Raw genomic sequence first — 12,921 nt, 5'->3', positions numbered from 1 at the left:
TGGATTTGTCTAAACTGCGATCGCACTTCTACAACACCTTACTAACTATCTCTCAAAAACTGCGTAGTTTACCGCCGTAGGCATCGCCTACAAAAGTTCCTACGCAGCCATATTCATCATCAATAAGTCGCTTTGCGTCTATGCACCCCCAACAAACTGAGGCGGTTTCACAAAAAATCGAATTCGATTCCACTCAGCCTGACTAAAACAAGACTTAGGCAAAATCTCTCTCAAACTCTCATTTTTCCGTGTTGCACCAGTTACTACCCTGCGGAAACGCTTGAGAGCGTAGCTTGCTTCCCCGTAGGGGTACAAGCCGGGGAACCCCCCCAACGCACTGGTCAGAAGTTATTTTAAAAATGATTAGCTGTGATTCTAACTAATTATTCAGAATGGAGAGCATTCAAGGCGATTTCTGAGGGGTGAACCACTCCGTTATCTTTTAAATTGGCTTTCTCCAGCCGGCGAAGCACGATCATGCCACGAGAGCGATTCGATGAGGAATCTTTATCTACGCAAGCGGCATATATACGTTGAATTGGGCATTTCCAAAAGCGAGTATACCGTTTAGGATTTGTATCTGCAATAGTTATTTCTTGAGTTTTCGGGTCATAGTCTGCCAATAAGGAAAAGTGACCACCTTCTAAACTGGGATTTTCATGGGCAATACGGGTATTGAAGTTAAGAATGTGGACATCAGTTTCATCACAAACGGCAGCTTCAACTTCACGGGTGAATGCTTCGAGCGTCATACTCGGTTTATCAAAATGCTCTACCCGAATGGACACAGGTATTCCTTTTTTTTCAAGATAAGTTCGACAAGTATCGTAGGTTTCTGCTAACGTCATGCCATCATCTAAAACCGATGCGATCGGCAGTTGGGTAGCATAGAAAATCTCATCAACAGTGGTCAGATATCCCAATGCGGTAAAGGCATAGGCAATTGCAGTGACATTACAACAGTAGATGGGTTGTTGAAACTGATGTAGTTGAATGATTTCCAAATCTCGTTTAGAAATTTGAGCTAAATTATCAAGATCCATTTTTCCGCCTTTTTTTATATATATCGATTAACTCAGGATTTACAGCTTTTTTGAAAACCGTGCTTGTATTATCTAGGACTCGCCATTAAAGACGCAAGGACAGTTAAGACAGTTAAGCAAATTTTTGAGGCATCCATTAGACGCTTTGCTTTGCATGTACGTACTCTCCAACAAACTGAAGCGGTGTTCCTCGTGTTGGGAGCAGTGTTCCTCGTGCTGGGAGCGGTGTTCCTCGTGTTGGGAGCAGTGTTCCTCGTGCTGGGAGCGGTGTTCCTCGTGCCGGGAGCGGTGTTCCTCGTGGCAGGAACGGTGTTCCTCGTGCCGGGAGCGGTGTTCCTCATGCTGGGAGCGGTGTTCCTCGTGCCGGGAGTGGTCTTCCTCGTGCTGGGAGCGGTCTTCCTCGTGCCGGGAACGGTCTTCCTCGTGCTGGGAACGGTCTTCCTCGTGCTGGGAGCGGTCTTCCTTGTGTTGGGAGTGGTTTAAATTTTACCTTTTTATATTAATTAAATACCGAAAAATTATTGATATAACCTGAAAATTTTATAAGCAAAAACTGCGAGTTCTGCTGAACCGAAACGCAGTTTAATTAAGCCAAGCTAGCTTTAGCAGCATCTTAAAGGAGTAATTTTATGTCTCGTCAAAAACGCACATCCCGCATTTTAGAAAAAGCTCAGTTAAGATCCGCCGGACTGAAATCGATTGTTCCAAGTATCAAATTTGACGAAAATTATAATCTGGAAAAACTGATTGAGTCAATTGAGCAGTTACGCAACAAACTTGATGTTTATAATACTGCTCTGTCTGTGGTTGACTCTTCTAAAACTGAAATTGAAGAGATGGAAAAAAACTTGAGTCAGCTTTCTGAGAAGATGCTGATGGTGGTTGCAATCAAGTACGGCAAAGACAGCCGCGAATATGAGATGGCGGGTGGTGTTCGAAATAGCGATCGCATCCGCAAAATCAGATCAAGCCGCTTGAAAAATGTTGCAGACCAAGCATCAGATGAGAATGCTAAAACTGCATAGAGGGGCTTAAATCTGTTGTTTGACAAATTGGACGTTAGCACGCTAGCAAAATCAGCACATAATACATATAGTCAATAAAAGGCTAGCGTCCACCAAAAGCTACTAATGCCGCAAAATAACCAAACCGCCATTGAATTCCGCGATGTTACCTTTAGCCGCAATCATCGCCCCTTGGTGTCAAATCTCAACTTCAACATCCGCCAAGGAGAAGCACTAGTATTACTTGGGCGCAGTGGTAGCGGCAAAACCACCACAATGAAGTTAATTAATCGCCTATTCACACCTACACAAGGCGAAGTTTTATTTGATGGTATTCCCACAACTCAATGGGATGAAATTAAACTGCGGCGAAAAATTGGTTACGTCATTCAAGAAATTGGTTTATTTCCCCATTTTACAGTTGAACGCAATGTGGGTTTAGTCCCAGCTTTGGAAGGTTGGCAATCGAAACAAATAAAAACGCGGGTTTATGAGTTGTTGCAATTAGTGGGTTTAGAACCAGCACAATTTGCAGGGCGTTACCCGCACGAACTTTCGGGAGGGCAAAGACAAAGAGTCGGGGTAGCCAGGGCTTTAGCAGCAGATCCGCCTGTGTTGTTGATGGATGAACCCTTTGGCGCACTCGATCCGATTACGCGCTTAGAACTGCAACAAGAGTTTCGGCGTTTGCAGCAAGAGTTAGGTAAGACGGTTGTGTTTGTCACCCACGATATTCAAGAAGCCTTGGTTTTGGCATCGAGAATTGGTTTAATGTATGGCGGAGAATTGGTAGTATTGGGGACAACAGATGAATTTATGCGATCGCAACACCCAGAAAGCCTAGCCTTTCTTAAATGTCTGCGTTCCTTCCAAGACAATTTATGAAAAATTTCTTCCTTGTTAAGTATGCCCCAGAAATTCTTCAGCATACTCTAGAACACTTGTTTTTAGTAGGCATCGCTATTGGAATTGCCATACTTATAGGCATTCCTTTAGGTATTTTAATTACACGTAAAACTTATCTCCGCCAACCAATTCTCGGCATAGCGAATATCCTGCAAACTATTCCTAGTTTGGCTCTTTTTGGTTTACTTATTCCTGTTCCTATAATTGGCGGAATTGGTGCTGTACCAGCGATTGTTGCTCTGACTGTATATTCTTTGCTGCCGATAATTCGTAACACTTACACAGGGATTACTGGTGTAGATCCAGCAATTCGAGAGGCTGGGAGAGGTATGGGAATGACGGATAGACAATTGTTATTGCAAGTTGAGATTCCCTTGGCAATGGGGGTAATTTTAGCAGGTGTGCGAGTCGCAACGGTAATTGCTATCGGCATTGCAACCATTGCAGCTGCGATCGGTGCTGGTGGCTTGGGAGTCTTTATTTTTCGCGGTATATCAGTAGTGAACGATCAGTTAATTTTAGCTGGTGCAGTTCCGGCGGCGGTAATTGCATTATTAGCTGACTTTGTAATTGGCTGGTTGGAGAATAAATTAAAAATTAAAAGTTAATGAAAAGATTTTTAGCATCCTGCTTTTTAACTTTTGCTTTGTTATTAGTCATCACTAGCTGTACACCAAATGTAAATAGCAGCAGTGATGGCAATATTATTGTTGCTTCTAAAGATTTTACTGAGCAAGATATTTTAGGTGAACTTCTAGCACAGCAAATAGAAGCAACAACTAATTTAAAAGTATCTCGTCGTCCCCGTTTGGGTGGTTCTTTTGTTTGTCATAACGCGATTACTACTGGCAAAATTGATGCTTATATTGAGTACACAGGTACAGCTTTTACTGGAATTTTAAAGCAAAGAGCAGTTAATGACCCTAAAGAAGTTTATGAAAAATTAAAACAAGCATACTCTCAGCAATTCAATTTGGAAGTGATGCCAAGCTTGGGTTTTGAAAATACTTTTGCGATGATTGTTCGGGGAGATGATGCCAAACGCTACAATATTCAAACTCTCTCAGAAGCTACTCAATATACACCTCAGTGGCGCGGTGGTTTTGGTTACGAGTTTTTAGAACGAGAAGATGGTTTCCCTGGATTAGCTAAAACTTACGATTTACGTTTTGCCAAATCTCCTCAAATCATGGACTTGGGTTTGATATATCGTGCTTTGATTCAAAAACAAGTAGATATGGTGGCGGGTAACTCCACTGATGGGCAGATTTCTCGGTTGGGTTTAGTTGTCTTAAAGGATGATAAACATTATTTTCCACCTTACGAAACTGTGCCAATTGTTCGGCAAGAAATATTAAAAAAATATCCCCAATTAAAAACAGCGATCGCTTCACTCGCTGGAAAGATTTCGGCAGATGAAATGCGGCAGTTAAACTATCTGGTTGAGGGTGAATTACGTGATATTAAAGATGTTGTCCAGGAGTTTCGCAAATCGAAGGGATTAAAATAATTCGTAATTCGTAATTAAGGGTTAGTGTAACGCACCCTACTAGTCTGTCAAGTTTAAATTGTTCGTAGTAAGGACTTTATTCCTTATCCTCTAAGCACTAAAGTGCTTACTACAAACTTTTAAAACTACGTTATACATTGTACTAATGTTGTCCATGCAAAAAGTTCTTTAAGCACCTAATGACTTCACTTGTTGATTGTTCATTGGCCATTTGGAGACATTGCTGCACAATTTCTCTGACGTTAGGAAAGTAACTACTTTCTGTAAGCACATAACTTTCTGTCTGTAATCTATAAATTAATAGGCGATTATTCTTTAATATCCAAACTTCTGGCACTCGATAAGGTAAGTAATCATTAATATCGGTGTAGCTTGTAACGTCTATTTCAATTGCTAAATCTGGTGGTGGATCTGACTCCCAATCAATTCTTTTTTTACCGACAACTGCTCTACAATTTTCAATGTAAAAGGAATAGTCTGGTTCAATACCACTAATTTCTGGCAAGCTCATGGTAATGGGCGTAAATGACTCGTATATGCGGTTTAAATGATCCAGCAAAACCTTAGCAATATCTGCCAGCAAACTCGCATCTCTTCCGTGTTCTGGTAGCGGTGCCATTAGCAAAATTTCCCCAGGTCGATATTTAATGCGAGGCGAAGAGCGATCGCCTAATTGCTGACTCAATACTTGATAGTCTTGCCAGTTTCCTAACAGTTTCAATACCGCGCCAGGTGGTAACTCAATTCTTTGTGGTGTAATTACGGTATCCATCTTAGCTCACATTGTAGATATTGCCGATCGTATTACATGGATGATAGGCGATCGCAGGATTCATAAATTCTAGGACTTACGCACTCAGCTTGCCCAACCCCCTTAAAAATGGGGCTTTAGAAGTTCGCCCAAATTGATCGGGAGGCTAGGGGGATCTAGGTTTTAGTGCGTAAGTCTTATTCTTGTCCTCTGTGGCCAAGTGATGGAACTCTAATAACGATTAAACAACCACAAAATTGTTGTTCGTTAGTGACAACCCAGCAGATAATTCTGCAAATTGTACCTGAGTAAATGCGCCTGCACTACCATCCTGGTCAAAAAACAATGCACCTGTAGTGGAGTTATAAATAAATCGCTGGGTGCTAGTGGTTGCAGATTCTCCAAGTGTAAACTGGCTTGTCTTAAGTACACCTGCTGATAAACCGCCACCAAAACCAGCAGCCGACACCTGAATTAGTTCATTAAGTTCATTAATGGTAGCGAAGTCACTTATCAGATCGAGACCTTCATTGAAACTATTGAAAACAAAGGTATCAGTGCCACCTTCCCCAAAGAGTCTATCATTACCCTTGCCACCGATGAGGATAGCATTGCCATCGCCACCTCTGAGGGTATCATCACCATTACCACCTTTAAGGGTGTTATTGCCTGAGCTACTAGAGGCTATCAGAGAATCATTACCATCGTCCCCATCTAATAGATTATTGCCTTCTGAAAAGCTACCATCCAATGTATCGTTACCAACACCACCTTTAAGGGTGTTATTGCCTGAGCTACCAGAGGCTATCAGGGAATCATTACCATCGCCCCCATCTAATAAATTATCGTCTGTTGAAAAAATATTCAATGTATCGTTACCAACACCACCGTTGAGGGTGTACTCACCAGAGGTGTTAACAGCAGAGAGGAAATCATTACCATCGCCCCCATCTAATAAATTATCGCCTGTTGAACCGTAAACATTCAATGTATCGTTACCAGCACCACCGTTGAGGGTGTTATCGCCAGATATGCTACCCCCAACGTAATTACCGAATTCGTCGTAAATGAAACTCAAGGCCTGTAAAGAATCATTGCCATTGCCTCCATTGAGAAGGTGATCCCCTGTCGAAAGACTAATATCCAAGAAATCTTCACCAGCGCCGCCATCTATTGTATCGTTACCATTACCTGAGCGGAGCGTATCATTACCATTGCTTCCCACAAGATAATCATCGTAGTCTGTACCTGTGATATTTAATTGTTCGATATTCTTGTAGCTAAACACTGTTGTGTCCGCCGTCGAAGAAATAACTGCAATATTAGTAGTAGGATTGAAAGTCGAAGTAATTCCCGTGGTAGCACTGCTATAACTGAAAGACAAGGTGTCGTTACCTGTTCCCCCGTCTACTGTTTGAGTGACTAACGTAGATAGGGAGTGGAAATTTAAGGAATCATTGCCATTGCCACCATTGAGGGTGTTATTGCCTGTGCCACCATTGAGAGTATCATTGCCATCGCCACCGTTGAGAGTATTATTGCCATCGCCACCCCTCAAAATGTCATTGCCACTTAAGCCTTCAATAATGTCATCACCCCCTTGACCATTGATGACATCATTTGAATTTTCAAATCCACTAACATTGTTGGATAGGTCGTTTAGGAAGGTGACTGTGTTTTTTCTAAAGACAGTGCTTTGGGTGGAGTTGGCATCGAAGACATCAAAGCTGTCGGTGATGGCAGTTTGCCCATAAAACAGAATATTGCCCAAATCTACAGTGGCTCCAGTGGATTTGGTGAGGTTTTCTAGGTTTTCCAGGGCAAAGTTTTCCAGGATGAATCTGGTATCACCATACCCTTGAAAGCTGATTTCCAAACTTGTATCATTCTGGGTGAGAAGTAAATTGTCGGCAGTGAAGCTACTATCGTCCTGGAATATCAGAGTGTCCACTTCGGCTATGACTGCTGCTGTGGGGTTTGTTCCTTTACCTACTCCATCAAAATCGGCGATCGTAGTAGTGCCATTATTAATGGTGTCGCTGTATAGGCTGTTGTCGTTGTCGTATAAGCCGTCGTAAACAAATTTATCCTTACCACCGCCGCCTGTAAGGCTATCATTGCCATTACCTCCTGTGAGGCTATCATCGCCATTACCACCGTTAAGGGTGTTATTACCAGTGGCACCAGAGGCTGTTAGAGTATCATTGCCATCGCCTCCATCTAGGAGGTTATTGCCTGAGGAGATAGAGTTGAAGTAGGAGTCTTGATATATAGACAAAAAGCCAGAGATGTCTAGAAAATCATTGCCATCGCCTCCAAAAAGCAGGTTATCGCCTGATGATCCACTAGCACTCAAGATATCATCACCATTACCACCATTGAGGGTGTTATCGCCATCTGAGCCAGAGTCAGACGATGTGTACTGCTCACCCCTTACAATCCCAGAGATAGAGAGAGAATCATTGCCATCGCCCCCATCTAAGAGGTTATCGCCTAATGAACCGCTAGCATTTAAAGTATCATCACCAGCACCACCGTTGAGGGTATTATTGCCTAAAGAGCGATCGTTGTACTCTGGTGCGTAGGAGTTGTAGTAGTCTCCGCCAGAGATGGAGAGAAAATCATTGCCATCGCCACCATTAAACAGATTATTGCTTGAGCGGGAGTCAGCATACAGACTATCGTCACCAACACCACCGTTGAGGGTATTATTACCTGCGCCACCCCTCAAAATGTCATTGCCACTTAAGCCTTCAATAATGTCATTACCTCCCTGACCATTGATGACATCATTTGAATTGTCAAAGCCACTAACATTGTTGTCGAGTTCGTTTAAGAATGTGACTGTGTTTTTTCTAAAAACAGTGCTTTGGGTGAAGTTGGCATTGAAGACATCAAAACTGTCGGTGATAGTAGTTTGCCCATAAAATAGAATATTGCCCAAGTCTACAGTGGCTCCAGTGGATTTGCTGAGGTTATCCAGGTTTTCCAGGGCAAAGTTTTCCAGGATGAATTTGTAACTACCAAACCCTTGAAAGCCGATTTCCAAACTTGTGCCGTTCTGGGTGAGGAGCAAGTTTTGGGCAGTAAAGGCACTATTGAACTGGAAACTTAGGGTATCCACTTCGGCAATGACTGCTGCTGTGGGGTTTGTTCCTTTATCTACTCCACCGAAATCGGCGATCGTATTAATGTAGTTTGAGCCGCCGTCAAAAAAAAATATATCGTTGCCACCGCCACCAGTTAGGGTGTCGTTGTAATCGATGTAATCAAAAGCGCCCCGTAGGGTGTCGTTACCGCTGGTTCCAATGATAATTGCCATAAGTTTTTCCTGATTGAATAGATTTTTGGAGTAACTTCAGTTGTCAATAATCGAGTTAGTGCTGTTTGATGGCACAAATAATCTGCCAAAAGTTAAAGCTTTCGGCATAGAATATTCACTCTTTAGATAGATGGACTCGCCAATTGTTCATTAAAGATTTCCCCTTTAATTCGCTTTCAAACATTACTTATCCCAGGATTGAGAACTATCTAAGTCTTAAGCACTGTACAAAATTTAGTTGCTTTGTCAATGCATAAGTCTTACTAGTTTAAAAATAGGGAAAACTTTAGATGGCATAAAAAAGAGAATTTTTATGCATTTTTTGTCGGCGTAGCTTGCCGCCGTAGGCATCGCCCTTGAATTTCTATCTGTAAAATAGCAAACATCAAAATAACCCAACAATTACTAAATATCGAATATTTACTTAGATGTCTATCTTTTAAAAAAATCTTTGCATACTCTTTATATTTGTAAGAGACTATTTAAAAAGTAAATGTTAAATTGTAGCGTGCGTTATCGCTGAGAGTACGACACCTGGGAATATGGTGCGTTACGTCTAAATTAGACTTTCTCAAACCCTCAAATTCCTACACAGAGGTAACACACCCTACTTAATATTTACTTTATAAATCAATACGATTCAGTTAAGGGCTAAGTGTACAAAATTGTGGGTTTTCGAGACGCGATAAATCGCCGTCTCTACAAGTGTTTTGGTCTTATCTGAACTGTATTGCTTTATAAATAGGCTCTAACCATTCCCCCCTGCTCCCTGCTCCCTGCCTTGCCTCTTTTTCAAGGGGGAGAGCCATGCCTACGGCGGCAAGCTACGCAAACAATGGTAATCAAAATCTGATAAATTAAGTACACTCAGATGCTATATATGTATAAGTTTTTATGAAAAATGGTATAAAAATGCTTACTGTTACTAAAGCCAAGCCAGTTGCGATGCCTGCGACGCACGCAGCCATCGCAGTCTTTTCTTTCACCCTCTTTGTTTATAGCCAAGTCGCCTCGGCTGCTTTAACTTTACCCCTACGCAGCAAAAAGGGAATGGTGGTTTCAGCCCATCCCCTAGCGAGTGAAGCGGGAATTTCGATGTTACGCAAAGGTGGGAATGCAGTGGATGCAGCTGTAGCCACAACCTTTGCAATTTCTGTAGTTGAGCCTTTTTCAGCCGGAATTGGTGGCGGCGGATTTTTGCTGATGCACTCTGAAAAAACTGGCGACATCAAAGCATTAGATTTCCGTGAACGCGCACCCCTGAAAGCTACAAGAAATATGTATCTTGACGCAGAAGGAAAGGTGCGTCCCAATGCAAGTATTAAAGGTTATTTAGCAGTGGCGACACCAGGAACGGTGTCGGGACTTTATGAAGTGCATCGTCGCTATGGTAAGCTTTCTTGGCAAGAGGTGATGAAACCTGCGATCGCACTCGCTAAAGATGGCTTTATTCTTGGCGATGCTGCAACTTGGCGTTTTTTGCAAACAAATGAGTCCGCCAAGCAAGCACTTCTCAAAAATCCAGGGATGCGGGAAATTTTCACTCACAACGGTGAATTTTATAAACCAGGGGAGAAATTGGTGCAGCATGATTTGGCACGCACTTTAACAGCAGTTGCCGAAAATCCCCAAAATCTTTACACCGGAAGTATTGCTCGTGCGATCGCTTCTGATATGGTAAAAAATGGTGGTTTAATTACTCTAGAAGACCTGAAAGCCTACAAACCAATCTGGCGGACTCCTATTTGTGGCAATTTCCGCAAAGCTAAAGTTTGCTCAATGCCACCCCCATCATCGGGAGGTGTTCACCTATTGCAGATTTTAAATATTATTGGTGACACTGATTTAAAATCTTTGGGATGGCATCATCCTGACGCTATCCACTTAATGGTAGAGGCAATGAAAATTGCTTACGCTGATCGCTCAGAATATTTAGGCGATCCTGATTTTGTCAAAGTTCCTGTACAAGAACTACTCAGTCCAGCTTACGCCAAAGAACGCCGTCAAGAGATTAATATGCAAGTGGCTAGACCCTCGACCAAGGTCAAGCCAGTAGATAGAAAGACACTACAACGTTTTAGTCAGGCTAATAATCGGAGTTTAGGAGAAAATACCTTTCCTTTATCTCATCAGTCTCTTAAACTACACACGACGCGGTATGAATCCACTGAAACCAGTCATCTTACTGTTGTGGATGAAGAACGCAACGCTGTAAGTCTGACTTTCACCATTAACCTCAGTTTTGGTGCTGGTGTGGTGACACCGGGAACTGGAATTATCCTCAACAATGAGATGGATGATTTTGCTGCTGCGCCAGGAGTGCCTAATGCCTTTGGTTTAGTTGGTAACGATGCCAACAGTATTGCACCCCGCAAAACTCCCTTATCCAGCATGACTCCCACAATTGTCACAGAAAATGGTCATTTTCGGATGGTAACAGGTGCGCCTGGTGGTAGCACTATCATCACTCAGGTTTTGCAAGTCATCCTAAATGTGCTGGAATACAACATGGATGTTGGCGCAGCTGTTTCTGTTCCACGCATACATCATCAATGGCTTCCAGATGAGTTGCGTGTAGAATCCTGGGGTTTAGATGCTCTGACTCTACAAGAATTACGCCGTCGGGGGCATAAAATTAAGGAAACTACTCCTTGGGGTAATGGTAACGCGATCGCGGTTACATCTGATGGAACTCTAGAAGGCGCGGCAGATCCTCGCGGCGAAGGTTCCCCCAGAGGTCTATGAGCGAGTGAGGGACTGGCGAGACATAGGGATGCACAGAATAACAAATAACAAATGACTAATGACCAATAACTATTGATTTTGGATTGTTGACTCTACGTAGCTACTGCTGCCAAACTCATTGGCGCGTGCGCTAGGTACTAATGTCCAACCTGCTTTGAGAAGTTTTTGATAAGTTGCCCAACCTTTAGAACCACCTGGTATTTGATAATCTGGGACTGCTAAATGTCCAAAAGCCGTGTAGGGTCGCCAAGGCTGATTGGGTTCTGTCTGCAAATACAAGATTTTCTCGCCGTCGCCACCAGACTTAGATAACCAGCACATTTGTCGATGCATTGCAAACTCCTTTGCTTTTAGCTAACAACTAACGCATAATATCAGACTTTTGTCAAGTTACTTCTCACCCTTGTGAGCTATTTTTGGACAGGCAGATAAACAGATTTGCCTCACCTTATGTATTAGGGTGAGATTTTTCTAATGTTATCCGCGTTTTTTGCGATCGTGTGTAACAATAACTACTGTTTTCAGCGTAGGTTAGGAATTTGCAATCTGCTCTATTTTTAACAAACAGAAGTCAGGAGCCAAAATTCAGTTATAAATTCTGGCTCCTGATTACGTTGAAGGAGTGTGGGGGGTGTGGGAGGTGTGGGAGGTGTGGGAGGTGTGGGGGGTGTGGGGGTGTGGGAGGTGTGGGAGGTGGGGGAGGTGTGGGGAGTGTGGGAGGTGTGGGGAGTGTGGGAGGATGGGGAAGAAATCTGACCGCGCACACTCCGCACACTCCCCTTGGGATTAGCGGACAGTGTAGCGTGCGATCGCTGTAGAAAAACTCTAAATATTTGGTGGGCGGGTTTTTTTTGCGATCAAATTGGGCTTTGATCGGGTTTTCCAAATACCATAGCCTTCTCTGTAAATTGAAAAACTTAGCAGCAATACAACCGAGGTTTAGCAAAAGGTCGAGTTGTGATTGAGCATATCAATCTTTGTGGCCATTTTGTCGCCGACAATGCCGCGAATTGTCTGTACTAATTGGGTGTATGCAAAGTCAGACAAAGCTGGCGTTGTTTCTTGCAAGTTAAATGATTGATCTAAATCAATCCATGATTTGCAACCGCCGTATTTAGGGTAATAAGGAATTTCTTGCTCTTGGGTTAGGTTATATGTCCGCAGGAGGAGAATATAAAGGGGCTGACGTGGTTTCCATTTCAGGCGATCGCTAATAAAATGCTCGTTCCAAATATGGAATGGAAGCAAGGCGTTGACAAGAAATTCGTCACTAACTGGCAAAATATCTGTAATTTCAGCCCAACTGCCGATGCGAACTGTCTCTGGATGCCAACCTGATGTTACTGGATAAACACGATTAGCATACTCAGGTTTGAGCATGAAAGCTTGTTGATGTTCATAAGTCGGGTAAAGCAAAATTTGCTTGTGGGCAACTTGGAAATGTCCATTTCGTTCATGAATACCCCCTTTGCGGAGCAACATAATTGTTTTGCCACTCTCCAAGGCATTTACGGCGACTGCCCATTCTTTGAGAGCATGAAAAGTTGTAGTCAATTCCATCAGCATCTACTGTAACTCTGATTTAATTCAAGCTAAGACCGATAAAGTGTGAAACTGTCCAAGGGAATGAATTAGAAAGC

General features: G+C 42.8%; 12 protein-coding genes. 7 read left to right on the top strand and 5 right to left on the bottom strand.

Annotation, left to right across the window (positions count from 1 at the left end; genetic code table 11):
• Nucleotides 1–383: 383 nt before the first annotated feature.
• Nucleotides 384–1,043 carry a phytochelatin synthase family protein gene (locus tag FD724_RS27430; RefSeq protein WP_179074795.1) on the bottom strand — a complete coding sequence of 220 codons (660 nt, stop codon included), beginning with the start codon at nt 1,041–1,043 and terminating at the stop codon, nt 384–386.
• Between the two features lie 63 nt (nt 1,044–1,106).
• Between FD724_RS27430 and FD724_RS27425 the strand changes: the two genes are divergently transcribed.
• The 5 genes from FD724_RS27425 (at nt 1,107) to FD724_RS27405 (ending at nt 4,463) form a co-directional block, all read left to right on the top strand.
• Nucleotides 1,107–1,526 carry a hypothetical protein gene (locus FD724_RS27425; RefSeq protein WP_179074794.1) on the top strand — a complete coding sequence of 140 codons (420 nt, stop codon included), beginning with the start codon at nt 1,107–1,109 and terminating at the stop codon, nt 1,524–1,526.
• Between the two features lie 146 nt (nt 1,527–1,672).
• Entirely contained in the window at nt 1,673–2,068 is a 396-nt protein-coding gene (locus FD724_RS27420) for a hypothetical protein (RefSeq protein ID WP_179074793.1), read from the top strand.
• 105 nt (nt 2,069–2,173) lie between these two features.
• Complete coding sequence (locus FD724_RS27415; protein WP_179074792.1) at nt 2,174–2,932, top strand: ATP-binding cassette domain-containing protein; 759 nt, start codon at nt 2,174–2,176, stop codon at nt 2,930–2,932.
• Complete coding sequence (locus FD724_RS27410; protein ID WP_179074791.1) at nt 2,929–3,561, top strand: ABC transporter permease; 633 nt, start codon at nt 2,929–2,931, stop codon at nt 3,559–3,561. Before FD724_RS27415 ends, FD724_RS27410 begins: the two co-directional genes overlap by 4 nt.
• The gene (locus FD724_RS27405) at nt 3,561–4,463 is read left to right on the top strand and encodes a glycine betaine ABC transporter substrate-binding protein (RefSeq protein WP_179074790.1); all 903 of its coding nucleotides are present in this window, start codon (nt 3,561–3,563) and stop codon (nt 4,461–4,463) included. The genes FD724_RS27410 and FD724_RS27405 overlap by 1 nt, the downstream gene beginning before the upstream one ends.
• A 142-nt stretch (nt 4,464–4,605) precedes the next feature.
• Here FD724_RS27405 and FD724_RS27400 read toward each other — a convergent pair whose 3' ends face one another.
• On the bottom strand, nt 4,606–5,235 hold the full coding sequence (locus FD724_RS27400; protein ID WP_179074789.1) for a Uma2 family endonuclease: 630 nt from the start codon (nt 5,233–5,235) through the stop codon (nt 4,606–4,608).
• A gap of 220 nt (nt 5,236–5,455) precedes the next feature.
• The gene (locus FD724_RS27395) at nt 5,456–8,536 is read right to left on the bottom strand and encodes a calcium-binding protein (RefSeq protein WP_179074788.1); all 3,081 of its coding nucleotides are present in this window, start codon (nt 8,534–8,536) and stop codon (nt 5,456–5,458) included.
• Nucleotides 8,537–9,448: 912 nt separating this feature from the next.
• Here FD724_RS27395 and ggt point away from each other — a divergent pair.
• Nucleotides 9,449–11,281, top strand: coding sequence for a gamma-glutamyltransferase (ggt, locus tag FD724_RS27390; RefSeq protein WP_372726530.1), 1,833 nt, complete (start codon nt 9,449–9,451; stop codon nt 11,279–11,281).
• 69 nt (nt 11,282–11,350) lie between these two features.
• Here ggt and FD724_RS27385 read toward each other — a convergent pair whose 3' ends face one another.
• On the bottom strand, nt 11,351–11,614 hold the full coding sequence (locus tag FD724_RS27385; RefSeq protein WP_179074787.1) for a hypothetical protein: 264 nt from the start codon (nt 11,612–11,614) through the stop codon (nt 11,351–11,353).
• Nucleotides 11,615–11,958: 344 nt separating this feature from the next.
• Between FD724_RS27385 and FD724_RS27380 the strand changes: the two genes are divergently transcribed.
• Nucleotides 11,959–12,099, top strand: a complete 141-nt coding sequence (locus FD724_RS27380) for a hypothetical protein (RefSeq protein ID WP_179074786.1) — start codon at nt 11,959–11,961, stop codon at nt 12,097–12,099.
• A 121-nt stretch (nt 12,100–12,220) separates the two neighbouring features.
• Here FD724_RS27380 and FD724_RS27375 read toward each other — a convergent pair whose 3' ends face one another.
• Nucleotides 12,221–12,847 (bottom strand): DUF1802 family protein, encoded by a 627-nt coding sequence (locus FD724_RS27375; RefSeq protein ID WP_179074785.1) that lies wholly within the window; start codon nt 12,845–12,847, stop codon nt 12,221–12,223.
• Between the last annotated feature and the right edge of the window lie 74 nt (nt 12,848–12,921).

It is taken from the genome of Nostoc sp. C057, from assembly GCF_013393925.1.
Taxonomy (GTDB): Bacteria; Cyanobacteriota; Cyanobacteriia; order Cyanobacteriales; family Nostocaceae; genus Nostoc; species Nostoc muscorum_A.
This window is presented reverse-complemented; position numbering and strand designations above follow the sequence as displayed.